An 18,730-nucleotide genomic window follows, 5' to 3' on the forward strand; every position below is an offset into this window, starting at 1 on the left:
AATCATGAATGACGTGATGAATAAAATAGAAACATGCGATGTAAATTTCTGGTATGGTAACTTCCACGCGCTGAAAGGAATCAGCATGGATATTGCGGAGAAATCGGTTGTGGCGTTTATCGGCCCTTCCGGTTGCGGTAAGTCTACTTTTCTCCGCTTGTTGAACCGTATGAACGATTTGATACCCGATACCCGTCTGACCGGTGAGGTTCTTATTGACGGTCAGGATATATATAAGAAAGGTGTGCAAGTGGACGAGCTGCGTAAGAATGTCGGCATGGTGTTTCAGCGTCCCAATCCTTTTCCGAAAAGCATCTTTGAAAATGTTGCTTACGGATTGCGCGTCAATGGCGTTACAGACAGTGCGTTTATCCGACGTCGGGTGGAGGAGGCTTTGAGAGGAGCTGCCCTTTGGGATGAAGTGAAAGATAAACTCAAGGTATCTGCCTACGCCCTTTCCGGCGGACAGCAGCAACGTCTGTGCATAGCCCGCGCCATGGCGGTATCTCCGTCTGTCTTGCTGATGGATGAACCGGCATCTGCTCTCGATCCTATTTCGACGGCTAAGGTGGAGGAACTTATCCATGAGCTGAAGAAGCAGTACACCATTGTAATCGTCACCCATAACATGCAGCAGGCTGCCCGCGTAAGCGATAGTACCGCTTTTTTCTATATGGGCGAAATGGTAGAGTTCGGTGATACGAAGAAGATATTCACCAATCCTGATAAGGTGGAGACACAGAACTATATTACAGGGCGCTTCGGATAACAGGTTGTTTCATGCGTTGGAACAAGTGATATGATTATGGAATTGATAATTTTGAAATAGAAGAAACATTATGGTAAAGTTTATCGAATCAGAGCTCGTCTTGCTGAAAAAGGAAGTAGACGAAATGTGGACTTTGGTGTATAACCAGCTTGACCGCGCAGGAGAAGCCGTACTGACCCTGGACAAAGAACTGGCACAGCAAGTATTGGTGCGCGAACGTCGTGTCAATGCTTTTGAGCTTAAAATAGACAGTGATATAGAAGATATCATCGCTCTCTATAATCCTGTGGCTATCGACTTACGTTTTGTGCTCGCCATGCTCAAAATCAATTCGAACCTGGAACGTTTGGGTGACTTTGCTGAAGGCATAGCCCGCTTTGCCATAAATTGCAAAGAGCCTGTCTTGGATGGTGAATTGTTACAGAAACTGCGTTTGGAAGAAATGATCAGTCAGGTATTGTCCATGCTTGAACTTGCCAAAAAAGCGCTTCAGGAAGAGAGTCAGGAAATGGCAACCGCTGTGTTTGCCAAAGATAATCTGTTGGATGAAATCAATGCGAATGGCACTGCTGTTCTTGCAGACTATATCGGCAAACATCCCGAAAGCGCACTTTCTTGCCTGAATTTGGTTAGTGTATTCCGTAAGCTGGAGCGTTCCGGTGACCACATCACGAATATAGCTGAAGAAATAGTGTTCTTTATCGATGCAAAAGTGCTAAAACATAGCGGGCGTACGGACGAACAGTACCCGAATGATAAGAAATAAGCACTTTTTTAGGAAATTTTCAGTGTTTAATAGAAAATAACCCTATATTTGTCCATTGAAAACGATTGCAGATGTAGAAAAGTCCTTTGAAATGATAATAAAATCAAAAGAATTACGGAAAAGATGTTATAAGACATGTTTTTTAATTTGGTTGGTATCACGAAAAGCGCCTATATTTGCAACGTTATCCTGAAAACAATCTTTTTACCTTAAAAAAAACTAATACCTATTGAAAACTGAAAAAGGAGGCTTTGTGAAAAGCTTCCTTTTTTTATACACGTATGTGGGCGTTTTTTGTCTTTTATTTCATATTTGTAAATCAGTGTGTTAACGTTTTATTGAAATGGGAGCATATTAGTGGAATACCGTTTTAGCACCATATTTAGCACCACTTTTAGTACTTCTCTATTCGTGGAGAGACAGACACCCGCTCATTTTTTTTAAAACCGCATGGCATAATAAGAACCTTTTTCTATCTTTGTCTTCTGAAAATAGTAACCCGTAAAATTGTAAATACCAATATGTTTTCCGGAATAGTAGAAGAATGTGCCACGCTGGTGGCTATGGTTAGAGACCAAGAAAATGTGCACTTTACTTTCAAGTGTTCTTTCGTGAGCGAGTTGAAGATAGATCAGAGCATTTCTCATAATGGTGTGTGTCTTACAGTGGTCAGTATGACGGATGATACCTATACGGTGACAGCGATGAAAGAGACTTTGGACCGTTCCAACCTCGGTTTGTTGGAGGTGGGCGATGAAGTGAATGTGGAGCGCAGCATGATGATGAACGGCCGTTTGGATGGACATATTGTTCAGGGACATGTAGACCAGACTGCAACTTGCATTGGCATAGAGGATGCCGAAGGCAGTTATTATTTTACGTTCCAATATAAGTTTGATAAGGAAATGGCGAAGCGCGGCTATATCACTGTAGATAAAGGCTCCGTAACCGTAAACGGTGTCAGTCTGACTGTGTGCAATCCTACGGATGACACTTTCCAGGTGGCCATTATTCCCTATACTTTTGAACATACCAATTTCCATGCTTTCAAGAAAGGTAGTGTGGTGAATCTGGAGTTCGATATTATCGGTAAGTATATTAGCAGAATGATACAGTACAAGTGAGTTATGGATGATTTCTTGCAATTGGTAGCCTCGCGTCAAAGTGACCGGGCCTATGATATGTCTCGCGCCGTAGAGCATGATAAATTGGAACGTATTTTGGAAGCTGCCCGGCTGTCTCCTTCGGCTTGTAATGCCCAGCCCTGGCGTTTTGTGGTGGTTACCGATCCGGAGCTTGCTGTAAAAGTAGGCAAGGCTACTGCCGGACTGGGGATGAATAAGTTTGCTAAAGATGCGCCGGTACATATTCTGGTTGTGGAAGAATCAATGAATATCACTTCCTTTTTAGGAGCTAAGATAAAGGATAAATATTTTCCTTTAATAGATATCGGTATTGCTGCTGCCCACATCACGCTTGCTGCCGAGAGTGAGGGGTTGGGATCGTGTATTTTGGGATGGTTCGATGAAAAGGAGATTAAGAAACTCGTTGGTATTCCGGCCAATAAACGGCTGCTGCTTGATATAACGATAGGATATCCGGTGAAAGAGAAACGGAAGAAATCCAGAAAGTCCCAAGAGAAGGTCGTTTCCTATAATCATTATTAGGCTCCTTTACAGGTCTTTCAACAGCACTCTGCTTGCGCTTCTGAAATATTCCTCCCGCGCTTTCATCAGTGTTTCCCATTGTCCATGGAATTCTTTGTCCTTGTCTATCTTGAAGTCTTCGGAGCCATGGGTGTCCAGCTTGTCCAGCAGGAGGGCGACGTTGAGCTTGTTGATGTCCATGGAGGGCTGGTAGGCAATATCCTGACTTTTGGCATCGGTCACTACTTCGTGTAAAAGGTTGATTTCCTGTAATTCATAGAGGGTCTGATTGGTGAGACGTATGGGAATCTGGCACTCTTCGGATATGTCCTCGGCGGTGTAGGGAGGTTCGTTTTTTTCGAAACGTTTGGCTATGAGAGACATGATAAGGATGGAAATAAAGTCGCGGTAGCGTCGGCTGATGTTACGTGCGTCCTTGTCGAAACTGAAATTGCGTATATTCTGCCCCGCATATGTCAGCTCCGCTCCGAAAAGGCAGATTGTCCAAGATATTTGCAGCCATAACAGAAACATGGGGAGTGCCGCGAAACTACCGTAAATGGCATTATAACGTGACACCCATAACTGGCTGCTGATGTAGAGGAATTGGAAAGCCTGATGCGCCGTACCCGTCAGAACTCCGGAAATCAGCGCATGCTTGAGTTTCACCTTTGTGTTAGGCATAAAGACGTACAGTCCTGTGAACATAAACCACGTGAGGACAAACGGTATGAGGCGGATTAGGAACTTTCCGATGGGGGCGAGTAGGGTGAAGTCCGCCACATTCTTCAGCATGGTACTCATGAATATGGAGAGGCCGCCCGAAACCACCAATAGGAGTGGTATCAGCAGAAGCATGGAGAAGTAATCGGTGATTTTGCGGTACATGCTTCTTGCTTTCTTCACTTGCCAGATGCGGTTGAAGGTGATTTCCATGTTATTGATCAGGTTGAGTACGGTCCACAACAACATGATCAGACCTATCCCGATAAATATGCCGCTTTTGGTTTGCGACAGATAGGAGTTGACAAACTGAAAGATCACTTCTGTTGTTTCCGACGGACCGCCGAAGCCCTTGACAATTTGGCTCTCCATTAGATTATCAAAGCCGAACCCGCGTGCAATGGCGAATACAATCGCCAGAATGGGGACAATGGCAAGCAAAGTGCTGTATGTCAAAGCAGATGCTTTGTTCACAAGCCTGTCTTTGGTGAAACGGTTGATGCAGAGGTAAATGGTTTTGATGATATTATATAAGGAGAAAGTCGTTTTGGTGACTTCATCTTCTGTGATACGCCAAATGTCGTATGTCAGAAACTTCCAGAGAGTGGCAATACGCTTGTTCATAATTGATAATTAAAAAAAAGCAGTCAGTCTGTAAGCCGGGTTCTGTTCCTTCATTGTCAATAAATAAAGGTGTCTGTCATTTATCTGAGCCGTATGTCACCATACATGCTTTAGCGGTCTACCCTCCGACATGGAGCGAGCAACTCTCATAACGTCGGTTTACATGACCTTACAACTCCTAAGACGCACAGCTTTTGTGTCACCACAAAACTGGTAGGCTCTTACCCCACCTTCTCACCCTTACCACGACCTGAAGGGCTATGGCGGTTGTTTTCTTCTGCGTTACTCTACCCTCGCGGACAGCTTTCTGTTAGGAAGTAGGATGCTCTGTGTTGCCCGGACTTTCCTCATACGCGCAAGGCGCAAGCGACAAACCGACCAACTGCTTTAGGACGGCAAAGATAGGGAAAATAAATGAAAAATGTGTGTCTATTTTGGAAATGTTTCGTAGCTTTGCTAACACTAACAACCCCCATAATCAATGTAGCCTATGAAAAAGTTATCCTCTGTTTTGGTTTTATTTCTCTTTATACCCTTTTTTACGTTTGCTTCGCAAGTCGGTGACCGTACTATTCCTGTAGAAGTGGCACAACTTTCTGACAGTTTGAAACGTATGTATGCTCCGGACAAGCGTGTGGCCTTGTTCGATGTAGATTATTCTTTTGCCGGTAAAAACGTAATGCTGCGTGGTGTTACAACTTCAGCTGAAGCGAAAGCTGCATTGTTGCAGGGATTGGCAAAAGCAGATTATAAAGTAATGGATTGTATCCAGGTGCTTCCTGACGTGAAAGGATTGGAAGGAAAGACGTACGGTATTATCAATGTGTCTGTGGCCAACCTGCGTGCGGCTCCCGATTTCTCTTCGGAAATGATGACGCAGGGATTAATGGGGATGCCCGTACATGTGTTGCAGCGCGACGGCTGGATTCACATTCAGACTCCCGATAATTACATTGCATGGGTACATCGTGTGGGTGTGCATCTTGTGAATGAAGCGGAAATGGCTGCATGGAACAATGCCGAAAAAATTGTGGTAACGGCTCATTACGGCTTTGTCTATTCCAAGCCGGACCGGACTTCACAGACAATCTCGGACGTGGTGGCAGGCAACCGTTTTAAATGGGACGGAAGCAAAGGGGCTTTCTATAAAGTGATTTATCCCGATGGCCGCCAAGGATATATCTCCAAATCCATAGCCATGCCCGAAAAGAAATGGCGCTCCGGCTTGAAACAGGATGCAGCCGATATTATCCGCACTGCACGCACAATGATAGGAATACCTTATCTTTGGGCGGGGACTTCATCGAAAGGGGTGGATTGCAGCGGATTCGTGCGTACTATACTTTTTATGCACGACATCATTATCCCGCGTGACGCTTCCCAGCAGGCTTACGTAGGTGAACATATTGACATTGCGTCCGACTTTTCCAATTTGCAGCCGGGCGATCTGATATTCTTCGGCCGTAAAGCAACTGCGGAACGTAAGGAACGGGTGGTACACGTAGGGATGTATATCGGCGGCAAGCGTTTCATTCACTCACAGGGGGATGTGCATATCAGCAGTTTTGATCCGTTGGACGAACTGTTTGATGAGTACAACCTCGGACGTTTGTTGTTTGCCACGCGCGTGTTACCTTATATAAATAAGAAGACGGGACTGAATACGACAGCAACAAATGAGTATTATGAATGAACTGATAAAAAATCAATAACATGCAAAACAGAAGAGAGTTTTTAAAGACCGCTGCCTTTGCCGCATTAGGCTCGGGCATGGCTATCAATGGCGTATTGGCAAGTGAAAGGGTAGCGCCTGCATTGTTCAACATCAATAAAAGCGGCGTTGTGCCCAGAATGAAGCTGCGTTTCTTTCCTTATGAGCTGAAACTGCGCCATGTCTTTACGGTGGCTGCCTATTCGCGCACCACTACTCCTGATGTGCAGGTTGAAATAGAGTATGACGGAATCATCGGTTATGGAGAAGCCTCCATGCCTCCTTACTTGCAGCATGAGTTGGGCACAATGGACAGTGTGCTGGCTTTTCTGAAAAAGGTGCAGGATGTTATCGGACAGTTTACCGATCCTTTCCGGCTGGAAGATATTCTGGGTTATATAGACACGCTTTCGGCAGGGGATGCGGCGGCAAAAACAGCGGTGGATATCGCTTTGCATGATTTGGTGGGTAAATTATTGCAGGCTCCTTGGTATAAAATATGGGGACTGGACAGGGAGAAAACACCTTCTACCACATTTACCATTGGCATTGACACAGCCGATGTAGTGCGTGAAAAGACAAAAGAATGTGCCGGACAATTCAATATACTGAAAGTGAAGCTGGGGCGCGACAACGATAAGGAGATGATTGAGACGATCCGTTCGGTTACGGATCTTCCTATTGCCGTTGATGCCAATCAGGGTTGGAAAGATAAGCGCCATGCACTCGACATGATTTATTGGCTGAAGGAAAAGGGCATTGTTATGGTAGAGCAGCCTATGCCCAAAGAACAATTGGACGATATTGCATGGGTGACCGGGCAAAGTCCGTTACCGATATTTGCAGATGAGTCCATTCAGCGTTTAAAAGACATCGTGGGACTGAAAGATGCTTTTACCGGCATCAATATCAAGTTGATGAAGTGCACCGGCATGCGTGAGGCATGGAAAATGGTGACGTTGGCGCGTGCTTTGGGGATGAAAGTGATGGTGGGCTGCATGACTGAAACTTCCTGCGCCATTTCTGCCGCTTCGCAACTTTCTCCGGCGGTGGACTTTGCCGATTTGGATGGCAGCCTGCTGATAGCCAATGACCGTTTCAAGGGTATGGAAGTCGTGAAGGGGAAGATTACATTGCCGGATCTGCCGGGTATCGGAGTAGTGAAGATATAGAAAACACAGAGAATATTCGTAATTCATAATTTATAATTCAAACTCGTAATTCATGAAGAATCTGCTATACACTGTCTTCTTGTTTGTTTTTGTTTCTGCTTGCGGCACGAAGCCGGAAAACAAACCATATAGTTGGGACGATGATTTGCACCAGCGTCTGCTTACGGACTTTTGCCTGACGGAATCACAGGTGAAGGACTATATCAGGAAGTACCTTCCCGATGTCACCGATGAGCAAATGAGGCAATGGGAAGCATCCAATGCTTTGGAGTATATGATGCTGGACGGTGAGAAGCGCTATTTCCGCAATGCCGGTCCCAATTTGTTTCGTGTGGATTCAGCCTGTTATGATGTGAAAATAGCTAAGGAAGGCACTGCGCTGAGTGGGAGCGAGAAGGTGAATAAAGAGAATCTGCCGGAAATCATTACTGCTGTGCAGAAGAATGGCAAGGCGATTGCCGTTCCTAAACGGATGCGCGTTACTTATACATTGACGGTGGATACTAATGCTGTTCCTGCCGGAAAACTCATCCGCTGCTGGTTGCCCTATCCCCGCAAAGATCAGGCACGCCAGCGGGATGTGAAGTTTGTTTCTGCCAGTGAGCCGGAATATGTTTTCTCTCCGCAAGACTGCCGGCACAGTACGCTCTACATGGAGAAACGCGCCGTAAAGGGCGAGCCTACGGTATTTTCCGAAACATTCGAATACACCTCTTGTGGAGAGTGGCACAATCTGCGGCCCGAAGATGTCCGTCCTTATGACACGACTGCTCCCCTTTATAAAGAATATACCGCCGAACGGGAGAAGCATATCGTTTTCTCGCCGCGTCTGCGTGAGTTGGCTGCCAGACTGACAGCAGGTGAAACGAACCCGTATTTAAAGGCAAAACGCATCTTCTGTTGGATTAACGATAATTTTCCCTGGGCGTCTGCACGCGAGTATTCCACGATTGAGAATATCCCGGAGTACGTATTGGACAACCGTCATGGAGACTGCGGACAGGTCAGTCTTTTATTCATCACCTTGTGTCGTATCAGTGGTATTCCTGCGCATTTCCAGAGTGGGTTTATGATGCATCCTCGTGCCTGGAACCTGCACGACTGGGCGGAAGTGTACTTTGAAGGGGTGGGGTGGGTGCCCGTCGATCAGTCATTCGGCATGCCGGCTTTCGCCCGTAATGCTGATGAGAAGTTTTTCTTCTTGGGTGGCATTGACTCTTGGCGTATGATTGTGAATACTGATTACGGCATGCCGTTGGTTCCCGAAAAGAAGTATCCGCGCAGTGAAACTGTGGATTTCCAGCGTGGAGAGGTAGAGTGGGAAGGAGGGAATCTTTACTTTCCGCAATGGAGCTACCACATGGAGATTGATTATCTCAACTATTAGGGAGTGTGATGCGTTTTTGTTTTGTCTATCTGTCAGTCTTTTAACAAACTGCAATCGTGCATAAATGCTAATTTGTCAGTCTCTGTCGTTAACCGCTGTTAAGTCCCAAATATTCACTGTTAAAAGAGAACAAAAAAGAGTGACAAGCGGAATAACTGAACGATTTTTGTCGTTATTTTAACGTCAGAATGTTAAATAAGATTTGAATATTAACAATTAAAAGAGAATAAGAGTAGTATGAAACAGACAACAAAAAACATCCTTGGAGTTGCAGCCGTTGTAATTCTTAGTTCAGGAGTGGCCGGTGTTACCACTTATAAGATGCTGAATAAGGAAAAACCTGCTACATTTAGCGAGTTGTTCGAACAGAACCCTAATAATTTACAGTTGGCTGCTTATAATGCAACGGATGCGCAGCCTGTCGATTTGACACAGGCGGCAGAGAATTCGGTTCATGCTGTGGTACATATACGCGCTAAGCAGTTGAGCAAGACTCAAACCGTACAAGGCATGCCTGATATTTTTGATTTCTTCTTCGGTGATGGCCGCGGACAGCAGCGTCAGATACAGACCCAACCGCGTGTAGGCTTTGGTTCCGGTGTGATTATTTCTAAAGACGGTTATATCGTGACCAACAATCACGTGGTTGAAGGCGCCGATGAGATTACCGTAAAGCTGAATGACGACCGCGAACTGAAAGGACGGATCATCGGTACCGACCCTAGTACGGACCTTGCCCTGATTAAAATAGAAGGTGATGATTTCCCCACAGTACCGGTAGGCAATTCCGACGAATTGAAAATTGGCGAATGGGTATTGGCGGTAGGTAATCCGTTCAACCTGAACTCCACCGTTACAGCCGGTATTGTGAGCGCGAAAGCTCGTGCCATCGGCACTACTGCATCCAATGGACAGGCTGCAAATATCCAGTCTTTCATTCAGACGGATGCTGCCATCAATCAGGGTAACAGTGGTGGTGCATTGGTTAATGCGAGAGGTGAACTGGTAGGTATCAATGCTATGCTCTATTCACCGACAGGGGCCTATTCCGGTTACGGTTTCGCAATTCCCACCAGCATCATGACAAAAGTTGTGGCTGATTTGAAACAGTTTGGTACAGTGCAACGCGCTTTGCTGGGCATCACCGGTACTACACTGGGCACGGACCTGCAAATGGACGAAAGACTGGCAGAGGAAATGAAGAAGAAGGCCGATGAACTTGGAGTGAAAGAAGGTGTATTGGTTGCTGAGGTTGTGGAAGGTGGTTCTGCTGCCGGAATATTGAAGTCGGATGACGTTATCATTGGTCTTGGCGGTAAGAAGGTGCATAAGTTCAGCGACCTGCAGGAGGCTTTGGCTAAACATCGCCCAGGTGACAAGGTGAAAGTCAAAGTGGTTCGCGACAAGAAGGAGAAGGAATTTGAGCTGACCTTGAAAAATTCTCAAGGCAATACGAAAGTTGTGAAAGATGCCGGAATGGAACTTCTGGGCGCAGCCTTCAAGCCTGTATCTTCTGAACTGAAGAGACAACTTAACCTGGGTTATGGTTTGGAAGTGACCGGAGTGTCCAACGGTAAAATGGCAGATGCCGGTATTCGCAAGGGATTTATCATCCTCAAGGCGAACAATGTGCAGATGAAGTCGGTGGAGGACTTGGAGAAAGTGCTGAAAGCTGCCACTCAGTCTCCCGATCAGGTATTGTTCATCACCGGTATGTTCCCATCGGGTAAGCGTGCAAGCTATGCGGTGGATTTAACTCAGGAATAATCGAAACAGGTAAATAGGTAAGAAGATTGTAATATTAGCAAAGAAAGACGAAAAAGAGGGTGTTGGCAAATACTTGTCAATACCCTCTTTGTTATGTAGTCAAGGTATAAATAAGGTGAAAAAGTTCAGGCAAGTTTGTTTGTAATAAATAATTTGTCGTAACTTTGCAACCCAAATCTGTATTATAAGAATGAGACAACTAAAAATTACCAAAAGTATCACTAACAGAGAGAGCGCTTCTCTCGACAAGTATTTGCAGGAAATCGGTCGCGAAGACCTCATTACAGTCGAAGAAGAGGTAGAGCTCGCTCAGCGCATCCGCAAGGGTGACCGTGTTGCACTGGAGAAATTAACACGTGCCAATCTGCGTTTCGTTGTATCTGTAGCCAAACAGTACCAGAACCAGGGTTTGAGTCTGCCCGACTTGATTAACGAGGGCAATTTAGGACTGATTAAGGCTGCCGAAAAGTTCGATGAGACACGTGGTTTTAAGTTCATCAGTTATGCAGTATGGTGGATACGTCAGTCCATTTTGCAGGCTTTGGCAGAGCAGTCGCGTATTGTGCGTCTTCCTTTGAATCAGGTAGGTTCACTGAATAAAATCAGTAAGGCTTTCTCTAAGTTCGAGCAGGAAAACGAACGCCGTCCGTCTCCCGAGGAACTTGCCGATGAACTGGAAATCCCTGTTGATAAAATCTCTGATACGCTGAAGGTTTCCGGCCGTCATATTTCGGTGGACGCACCTTTCGTTGAAGGAGAAGATAACAGCTTGCTTGATGTGCTGGTCAATGACGACTCTCCTATGGCCGACCGCTCTTTGGTGAACGAGTCTCTTGCGAGGGAAATTGATAGAGCTCTTTCTACGTTAACCGATAGGGAAAAAGAAATCATACAGATGTTTTTCGGTATCGGACAGCAGGAAATGACATTAGAGGAAATTGGCGACAAATTCGGTCTCACACGTGAGCGTGTCCGCCAGATTAAAGAAAAAGCAATCAGAAGATTAAGACAAAGTAATCGTAGCAAATTGCTCAAATCTTATTTGGGATAAATAAGAATATCAGTTTCTGACAAATAAAAGAAATTAAGAAAACCGGTTTGTCCGACATGGACAGCCGGTTTTTTTCTATCTTTAAGTGAGATAAGAGGCATTTCTGCATAAAAAATAAGCGGGCTTATTTTGTTCTGCTTTCGGTTTACACTATCTTTGCCCCAATAAAATAAACCAATAGAAGTTATGAAACACGTAAAAATAGTATTTGCAGTGATGCTCGTATTTACTTTATGTACGGCATTTACAATGAAAAGTCATAAGCCTGTTTATGCTTTTGGCATAGCGGCTTCCTTCAACGATTCGGTGGTGTACTGTACGGAAATCCAGGTATTGGACAGCACGGCATTGGACAAGAACGGCTTTCTGCCCAAGCGCGACCTGTACAGCTATCAGTTGAAAAACTATCTGGAATATGACTTGAAGAAACCCGATTATACTTGTATGATCTATTTTAGTGAGAGTAAAAAGAAGCTGGAAAAGGAAGCTGTTAAAGTGAAAGCAAAGTATAAGAAGGGTACAATGGCGCTGCAGACTATTGCGCCGGACAAGTTTAGTTTTAAGAAACCGGAAGAGTGATTTTAAATCCGGATTATACGAATGACTATGAGACTGAAACTTTATACCCTGTTGTGCATATCTTTCCTTTTGATATTTACAGCTTGTAATCAGGACGACGATCCTGTACCGGCAGAGAAAGTTACACGAACAGTATTGGCCTATATAATGGCGGATAACAGCTTGTCGGGTTTTGCATCAATTGATATTGATGAAATGATGAAAGGAATGGAGGCTGTCGATGCTTCGCTGTACAATCTTTTGGTTTATGTGGATGACGCGAGCCGGGAGGGTTCCCAGTCTTATAAGTTTCCTACGCTCTATCGTTTGTCGAAGGATAAAAATGGAAATGTGGTAAAAGAGACTGTAAGGGAATATAAGAAGGAGCAAGTCTCTACCGATCCTGCTGTGATGAAAGAGGTTCTTAAGCTCCTTTTTACTGAATATCCTGCGGAAAGTTACGGTCTGGTGCTTTGGTCTCATGGCGAGGGCTGGATTCCCAATCCTTTGCCTCTTGCAAAGCAGGCTTCTACCCGTTGGGTAGGAGAGGACACTACCGGCGGCACTACTTATTTGAATATATCCGATATTGCCGCCATATTAAGCGAATTCCCCCGCTTCGATTTTATTCTGTTCGATGCCTGTTTCGGACAGACGGTAGAGGTGGCTTACGAACTGCGCAATTGCACAGATTATGTAATCGGTTCACCTACGGAAATACCGGGACCCGGCGCACCTTATGAGTCGGTTGTGCCGGCTATGTTCAAGGGAACCAATGTGGGTGTGGAGATAGGAAAAGCGTATTATGAACCTTATGAGAAGTTGTATACCGGAGTTAGTCCCTCTATGACTTGGACAGGTGGGGTTGCTATTTCCGTTATAGATTGTGCGGCTTTGGATGAGTTGGCTTCTGTGACGAAACAAACAATAGCGAAGAATGAACTGAATGTCGGCGAGATCTATAATTATGACCTGCGAAGCGAGTACAGTAAAAACTATGTGGGATATTATGATATGAAACAGTTGATGGAACGCCTGTCTTCTGATGTAACGGCATGGACTTCTGCCGCCGATAAAGCAATTGTCTATTGGAGAGCTACCCCCAAGAACTATTCGGGTATGATACACGCGATGTTTCCTGTTCCCCAAGAAACGACTTGCGGCGTAACTCATTACATTCCAATGGAAAGCGCTCCAGCCGCTATGGTCGCATACCGTTCTACCGCTTGGTATACCGCTGCCGGTCTTGATAAGATAGGGTGGTAATACACTCCCTGTTTTGTTCGCCTTGTAGAAGTAGTTGCCGCATCTTCCGATATGCTCCATAACAGCGTGACGGATGGAATTCATTTTTTTATCCTTTTGTGCACTACTCAATCTATAAATACCTATATTTGACCCGTTATTGTAACCTTAAAAGCAACTGCTGATGTCCTTGTTTGTTTCACTGACACCGGATATGGATGATGAAACTCTTTTCGCCAAGGTAGAGCGGGGAGATGTGGAAGCATTCACTGTGGTCTATAATAAGTACCACAAACTGCTTTATGTGCTGGCCTATCGCTACCTGATGGACAAGGCTATGGCGGAGGATGCGGTGCAGCATGTCTTTACGCGTTTCTGGGAGTTCCGTTCGGAGCTTCGCGTAGGCATCAGCCTGAAGAATTACCTCGTGACGATGACGAAGAATCATATTCTGAACGTAATCCGTAATGAGAACAATGCAATTGCCAAGAATTATGAGATAGCGCAGAGCATCCCCGAGTATGAAGATACACTGATAGAGAATCTGGAGAAGAAAGAAATGATGTCGCTGTTCTATAAGGCCTTGGACAAGTTGCCGCCCCAAAAGCGTGAAATCTGCCTGATGAAAGTGCGCGACGAACTTACCAACCCGGAAATAGCCGAACGTATGCAGCTCTCCGTCAATACAATCAAAACCCATTACTCGGAGGCGTTGAAACTGTTGCGTGCACATCTGCATAAATTGCTAATATTTGTTACATATCTCACCCTGTTGAAGTATTTAAGTGTCCTTTTTATACTATGGATAATAAGATGATGAATAAACCCACCGAAGAACAGATACGGGAAGTACTTGCCGGAACATCTACTCCTGAAACAGCCCGTCTCGTGGCGCAATGGTTTGCTACGGATGAAGGAACGGACTATTTGTCCCGAAGCATGGATTGCGACGTGGAGCAGGTGAAACTTGGTTATGAAGAACTTTACGTGGACCACGAGATAGCGTCAGATGAGTTGTTTGCCCGCATCCGCAGGAATATCCGTAGGAAGCGTGTCCGCCGGATAGTTTTCCGGGTGGCTGCGGTATTGATACCGTTTGTTGTGCTGGCAGGCTTGGTTGTGCAGTTGGACAAGCGGGTGGACTTGTTTGGCGGCTCCGGCTACGAAGAAATCTATGTGGCGAAGGGCGAGCGTCTGCAAATGATGTTTCAGGACGGTACACGCGTATATATCAATTCGGATTCCCGCTTGAAGTATCCCAAGAAGTTTGCTCTTTCCAGTCGTGAGGTCTATTTGGAAGGTGAAGCCTATTTTGTGGTGTCCAAGAATCCTGCCCGTCCTTTCATCGTCAATCTGAACGGGCCCGCCATCCATGTATTGGGAACTTCATTTGATGTCAATGCCTATCCTGATAATAAGGATATTACCGTATGTCTGGATGAGGGGCATATCAATCTCATGCTTCCTTCGGACAAGAAATATCCGGTGCGGCCCGGTGAAAGGTTGGTTTATAATCGCGACGACGACCGCTGCACCATTTCCCGAAACAGCGACACCCGCTTTTCCTCTTTATGGAAAACAAATGTGATCGCTTTCAAAGACGCTCCTCTGGTGGAGGTCATCAAAGTGCTGCACCGTTGGTACAATGTCAACTTTAAAGTGGAGAACCAAGACGCTTGGAATGTATATTTCACGCTGACTTCTGAAAATACACTTCTTGAAAAAGTTTTGCGCGATTTGGAGAAGATTGCTCCGCTGCACTTCCGCTATGACGAAGTCGAAAAGGAAGTGACTGTCACCACTAAATAATTTTTTAGAAAAAAGATAGATTTTCTCTCACCCGTTCGGGAGTCTTGTGTGTCTACTTAGTATAAAGAGAATTTTATACTATTGCTAATCTAAAATTAAAGTTATGAAACACAAGATTCTGCTTGTTCTGCTTTTAAGCTCTATGGCTTGTATCACAGCCACTGCTCAAAAAGTTTCAATGGATTTCCGGCAGGTGAAACTGGCGAAGGTCTTTGATGCCATTACCCAACAGACCGGACTGACGGTGGCATACAGCCGTCCGACGGTGAATCCCGATAAACTTGTAACTGTCCGGGCCGATGAAGAAGAACTTGCCCATGTGCTTGACAGATTACTGGCGGGCATGGGTGTCACTTACGAGATAAGCGGGAAGAAAGTCTATCTGAAAGCAAAAGCCGCTTCGGAAGCCACACACCAAAGCGGGAAGGTGAAAAAGATTTCCGGCGTAATCGTCGACGAGAAAGGAGAGCCCGTAATAGGTGCGAGCATTGCCGTAAAAGGAACTTCTTTGGGAACGATTACAAATGTTGACGGAGAATATACCTTGATGGGTGTTCCCGAAAAAGCGGAAGTTGTTATCTCATTTATCGGTTATAAAACACGAACTTTCTCGGCCGGAGACAAAGCGCTCGCCAACATAACCCTGAAAGAGGATAGTGAACTGCTGGAAGAAGTGGTGGTCGTGGGCTATGGCGTCCAGAAGAAGAGCGATGTGTCCACTTCCATATCTTCGGTGAAAGCGGAGGACATAGCCAAGACATCTGCTTCGGATTTCCGTCAGGCATTGGCAGGAAAGATGCCGGGTGTACAGGTGACTACTCCAAGCGGTGATCCGGAAGGGAACGTAAGTATCCGCGTGCGTGGCATCAGTACCGTCAATGCCGGTAGCGATCCGCTTTATATCATAGACGGCGTGCCGGTGGAACGTGGCTTTGCCAATCTCAACAACAACGACATTGAGTCGGTAGAAGTGTTGAAAGACGCTTCTTCTGCCGCTATCTATGGTAGCCGCGGTTCCAATGGCGTTATTATTATTACGACCAAACAGGGGCAGTCGGAAAAAGTGAAGATACAGTATGACGGCTATTACGGCATACAGAATGTATCGAAGAAACTTGATATGATGAACGCCTACCAGTTTGCGGAGTTTGCCAAGGACGGTCACGATAATGCCTATCTGGATGCCAATCCGGGAGCTTCGCCCGATGATCCGAACGGCATGCGTCCCAACTCTTGGGAACGTATCCCTACCGAACTGTTTCCTTATCTGAACGGTGACCGCGGACTGACGGACACTGATTGGCAGGATGCCATTTTCCGTACTGCCGGTACGCAAAGCCATAATATCTCTGTTTCAGGACGTGGAAAAACGGTCGGCTATTTCGTATCGGCCAATTATTACGATAAGGAGGGTGTCGTTATCAATTCCGATTTCAAGAAATACAGCATGCGTATGAATCTTGACGGACAGTATAAGAAATTCAAGTTTGGAGTTAATTTCTCTCCGTCTTATTCAACTTCCAATCGTGTAGATGCATCGGGAGCAGGTGGCGTTGTACAGTCTGCACTGATGATGCCGCCCGTATGGCCTGTGTATAATGCCGACGGAAGCTATAATTATCAGGGAAACGGTTACTGGAGAATCGGGAACGATTATCAGCATAACGCCATATTGAACCCCGTTGCAATGGCAAACCTGCAATCGGATGTTGTGGACCGCATGGCGATTGTCGGAAAGGTATTTGCGGAAATAGAGTTCTTTAAAGGACTGACCTATAACATTTCTTTCGGCGGGGATTATTACGGTTCGCACAACGATACGTATCGCTCGTCGGAGTTGCCGCTGCTGGGACAGAAGTATTATGACACGAAGTCCAATCCCATAGCTTACAGCTCTTCCGGATTCTACTTCAACTGGTTGATAGAAAATAAGGTAAATTACAATACAACCATTAATGAGGATCATTCCCTGAACCTCGTACTGGTGCAGTCTGCACAGAAAGAAACTTATAAGGGTAACAACGTGACGGCTACCGATTTCCCGAACGATTATATCCAGACTATTGGAGGTGGTACGGTGACGAAAGGAAACTCCGACAAGACGCAATGGAGCATAGCATCTTATCTGGCACGTGCCCAGTATAGCTATAAAGGTAAATACATGGCTTCTGCCGCTATACGAGCCGACGGTTCTTCCCGTTTCGGAAAGAATAATCGTTGGGGATATTTCCCGTCAGCTTCTGCTGCATGGAGAATCAGTGGTGAGGATTTCTTTCAGAATGCCAAGGCGCTCTCTTTCATAGACGATCTGAAGATAAGGGCCAGCTACGGTGTTACCGGTAACTTCCAGATAGGCAATTACGATCATCTTTCACTGATGGCGCTCGATAATTACATACTTGGAACAAATAACGGCCAACTCGTTTACGGGTACAAACCCAATACCATTAAAAATGAGGATTTAAGCTGGGAAAAGAATGCGATGGTCAATGCCGGTATCGATGTGCAGATGTTTAAAGGATTGCTCGGCGTCACGGTGGATTATTACAACACCAATACTTCGAACATGCTTCTGAACGTCCCTGTTCCCCATCTGACTGGTTATAGCACAGCCTTGATGAATATTGGTAAGGTGAATAACCGGGGATGGGAAATTGCCTTGACTTCCCAGAAGAACTTCACAAAGGACTTTGGATATTCATTCAATGCCAACTATTCAACCAATACGAACGAGGTGAAGGCTTTGGGGCCCGGTGACGCTCCCATTATCTCTACCGGTAGCGTAGACCATGCCTATTATATCACCAAAGTGGGCGAACCCATCGGCAGCTATTATCTGCTGGTGCAGGACGGCATTTTCTCCAATGAGGAAGAGCTTAAGAAGTATCCCCATTTCAGCAATACCAAGCCGGGAGATTTCCGCTTTGTAGATGTAGATGGTGACGGTGTGATGGATTTGGATAAGGACCGCACGATTGTCGGTAATTATATGCCCGATTTTACGTATGGTTTCGGTGGAAAGGTATGGTATAAGGGGATTGACCTTGACTTTAACTTTCAGGGTGTCTATGGCAATGAAATCTTGAATCTGAACAGGAGGTATATCGACAATATGGAAGGCAATGTGAATGGAACAACGCTTGCTTTGGACCGTTGGAAAAGCGCTGACAATCCGGGAAACGGCCAGGTGAATCGTGCAAACCGCAAATCGAAAGGGTATAACGGAAGAACCTCTACTTGGCATCTGGAAGACGGATCTTACCTGAGATTGCAAAATGTCACTTTAGGATATACACTGCCTCAGCAGCTGACTCGTCATTTCTTTGTTGAGAAGCTGAGGATTTATGTGTCGGGACAGAATCTTTGGACATCCACCGATTATAGCGGATATAATCCGGAAGTTAATGCACGCCCCGGCAACTCACTCTCACCGGGCGAAGATTATGGAACGTATCCATTGGCAAGAACCTTTTTGTTCGGTTTGAATATAACTCTTTAATTA

Annotated in this window: 15 protein-coding genes and 1 other RNA gene; 14 read left to right on the top strand and 2 right to left on the bottom strand. The window is 45.5% G+C overall.

The window, feature by feature from the left end:
• The first annotated feature begins 4 nt into the window (after positions 1 to 4).
• The 4 genes from pstB to NQ546_RS10065 all read left to right on the top strand — a co-directional run bounded on the left by pstB (position 5) and on the right by NQ546_RS10065 (position 3,202).
• Positions 5 to 769: a phosphate ABC transporter ATP-binding protein PstB gene (pstB, locus tag NQ546_RS10050; RefSeq protein ID WP_004290017.1), complete on the top strand. Its 765-nt coding sequence runs from the start codon at positions 5 to 7 to the stop codon at positions 767 to 769.
• A 70-nt stretch (positions 770 to 839) separates the two neighbouring features.
• Positions 840 to 1,535 carry a phosphate signaling complex protein PhoU gene (phoU, locus tag NQ546_RS10055; protein WP_004290018.1) on the top strand — a complete coding sequence of 232 codons (696 nt, stop codon included), beginning with the start codon at positions 840 to 842 and terminating at the stop codon, positions 1,533 to 1,535.
• A gap of 521 nt (positions 1,536 to 2,056) precedes the next feature.
• Positions 2,057 to 2,659: a riboflavin synthase gene (locus NQ546_RS10060; protein ID WP_004290019.1), complete on the top strand. Its 603-nt coding sequence runs from the start codon at positions 2,057 to 2,059 to the stop codon at positions 2,657 to 2,659.
• 3 nt (positions 2,660 to 2,662) lie between these two features.
• On the top strand, positions 2,663 to 3,202 hold the full coding sequence (locus tag NQ546_RS10065; RefSeq protein ID WP_004290020.1) for a nitroreductase family protein: 540 nt from the start codon (positions 2,663 to 2,665) through the stop codon (positions 3,200 to 3,202).
• Positions 3,203 to 3,208: 6 nt separating this feature from the next.
• Here the strand turns inward: NQ546_RS10065 and NQ546_RS10070 are convergent, their stop codons facing one another.
• Together NQ546_RS10070 and rnpB are read right to left on the bottom strand one after the other, a co-directional pair.
• Positions 3,209 to 4,528: a YihY/virulence factor BrkB family protein gene (locus NQ546_RS10070; protein WP_004290021.1), complete on the bottom strand. Its 1,320-nt coding sequence runs from the start codon at positions 4,526 to 4,528 to the stop codon at positions 3,209 to 3,211.
• 15 nt (positions 4,529 to 4,543) lie between these two features.
• Positions 4,544 to 4,914: RNase P RNA component class A (gene rnpB, locus NQ546_RS10075), an RNA gene on the bottom strand.
• A 104-nt stretch (positions 4,915 to 5,018) separates the two neighbouring features.
• Here rnpB and NQ546_RS10080 point away from each other — a divergent pair.
• From NQ546_RS10080 to NQ546_RS10125, 10 genes are all read left to right on the top strand, one after another.
• A complete protein-coding gene (locus NQ546_RS10080; protein ID WP_004290022.1) occupies positions 5,019 to 6,221 on the top strand; it encodes a C40 family peptidase in 1,203 nt (400 codons plus the stop codon).
• 20 nt (positions 6,222 to 6,241) lie between these two features.
• The gene (locus NQ546_RS10085; protein ID WP_004290023.1) at positions 6,242 to 7,411 is read left to right on the top strand and encodes a dipeptide epimerase; all 1,170 of its coding nucleotides are present in this window, start codon (positions 6,242 to 6,244) and stop codon (positions 7,409 to 7,411) included.
• Between the two features lie 52 nt (positions 7,412 to 7,463).
• The gene (locus NQ546_RS10090; RefSeq protein WP_004290024.1) at positions 7,464 to 8,798 is read left to right on the top strand and encodes a transglutaminase-like domain-containing protein; all 1,335 of its coding nucleotides are present in this window, start codon (positions 7,464 to 7,466) and stop codon (positions 8,796 to 8,798) included.
• Positions 8,799 to 9,035: 237 nt separating this feature from the next.
• Positions 9,036 to 10,565 carry a trypsin-like peptidase domain-containing protein gene (locus NQ546_RS10095; RefSeq protein WP_004290025.1) on the top strand — a complete coding sequence of 510 codons (1,530 nt, stop codon included), beginning with the start codon at positions 9,036 to 9,038 and terminating at the stop codon, positions 10,563 to 10,565.
• Positions 10,566 to 10,755: 190 nt separating this feature from the next.
• Entirely contained in the window at positions 10,756 to 11,616 is an 861-nt protein-coding gene (locus NQ546_RS10100) for a sigma-70 family RNA polymerase sigma factor (RefSeq protein ID WP_002561589.1), read from the top strand.
• 186 nt (positions 11,617 to 11,802) lie between these two features.
• Positions 11,803 to 12,195: a hypothetical protein gene (locus NQ546_RS10105; protein ID WP_004290026.1), complete on the top strand. Its 393-nt coding sequence runs from the start codon at positions 11,803 to 11,805 to the stop codon at positions 12,193 to 12,195.
• Positions 12,196 to 12,216: 21 nt separating this feature from the next.
• A complete protein-coding gene (locus NQ546_RS10110) occupies positions 12,217 to 13,440 on the top strand; it encodes a clostripain-related cysteine peptidase (protein WP_004290027.1) in 1,224 nt (407 codons plus the stop codon).
• A 163-nt stretch (positions 13,441 to 13,603) separates the two neighbouring features.
• On the top strand, positions 13,604 to 14,236 hold the full coding sequence (locus NQ546_RS10115; protein ID WP_004294751.1) for an RNA polymerase sigma factor: 633 nt from the start codon (positions 13,604 to 13,606) through the stop codon (positions 14,234 to 14,236).
• On the top strand, positions 14,236 to 15,228 hold the full coding sequence (locus tag NQ546_RS10120; protein ID WP_239463479.1) for a FecR family protein: 993 nt from the start codon (positions 14,236 to 14,238) through the stop codon (positions 15,226 to 15,228). Before NQ546_RS10115 ends, NQ546_RS10120 begins: the two co-directional genes overlap by 1 nt.
• A 103-nt stretch (positions 15,229 to 15,331) precedes the next feature.
• Positions 15,332 to 18,727, top strand: coding sequence for a TonB-dependent receptor (locus NQ546_RS10125; RefSeq protein ID WP_004290030.1), 3,396 nt, complete (start codon positions 15,332 to 15,334; stop codon positions 18,725 to 18,727).
• Positions 18,728 to 18,730 lie beyond the last annotated feature (3 nt).

The sequence above is a fragment of the Bacteroides eggerthii genome, from assembly GCF_025146565.1.
GTDB classification, from domain to species: domain Bacteria; phylum Bacteroidota; class Bacteroidia; order Bacteroidales; family Bacteroidaceae; genus Bacteroides; species Bacteroides eggerthii.

Coding starts and splice junctions, on each gene's coding strand:
- NQ546_RS10070 (WP_004290021.1), bottom strand. CDS start 4,528: ATGAACAAGCGTATTGCCACTCTCTGGAAGTTTCTGACATACGACATT.
- pstB (WP_004290017.1), top strand. CDS start 5: ATGAATGACGTGATGAATAAAATAGAAACATGCGATGTAAATTTCTGG.
- NQ546_RS10100 (WP_002561589.1), top strand. CDS start 10,756: ATGAGACAACTAAAAATTACCAAAAGTATCACTAACAGAGAGAGCGCT.
- NQ546_RS10085 (WP_004290023.1), top strand. CDS start 6,242: ATGCAAAACAGAAGAGAGTTTTTAAAGACCGCTGCCTTTGCCGCATTA.
- NQ546_RS10090 (WP_004290024.1), top strand. CDS start 7,464: ATGAAGAATCTGCTATACACTGTCTTCTTGTTTGTTTTTGTTTCTGCT.
- NQ546_RS10080 (WP_004290022.1), top strand. CDS start 5,019: ATGAAAAAGTTATCCTCTGTTTTGGTTTTATTTCTCTTTATACCCTTT.
- NQ546_RS10095 (WP_004290025.1), top strand. CDS start 9,036: ATGAAACAGACAACAAAAAACATCCTTGGAGTTGCAGCCGTTGTAATT.
- NQ546_RS10110 (WP_004290027.1), top strand. CDS start 12,217: ATGACTATGAGACTGAAACTTTATACCCTGTTGTGCATATCTTTCCTT.
- NQ546_RS10120 (WP_239463479.1), top strand. CDS start 14,236: ATGAATAAACCCACCGAAGAACAGATACGGGAAGTACTTGCCGGAACA.
- NQ546_RS10105 (WP_004290026.1), top strand. CDS start 11,803: ATGAAACACGTAAAAATAGTATTTGCAGTGATGCTCGTATTTACTTTA.
- NQ546_RS10125 (WP_004290030.1), top strand. CDS start 15,332: ATGAAACACAAGATTCTGCTTGTTCTGCTTTTAAGCTCTATGGCTTGT.
- NQ546_RS10115 (WP_004294751.1), top strand. CDS start 13,604: ATGTCCTTGTTTGTTTCACTGACACCGGATATGGATGATGAAACTCTT.
- NQ546_RS10065 (WP_004290020.1), top strand. CDS start 2,663: ATGGATGATTTCTTGCAATTGGTAGCCTCGCGTCAAAGTGACCGGGCC.
- phoU (WP_004290018.1), top strand. CDS start 840: ATGGTAAAGTTTATCGAATCAGAGCTCGTCTTGCTGAAAAAGGAAGTA.
- NQ546_RS10060 (WP_004290019.1), top strand. CDS start 2,057: ATGTTTTCCGGAATAGTAGAAGAATGTGCCACGCTGGTGGCTATGGTT.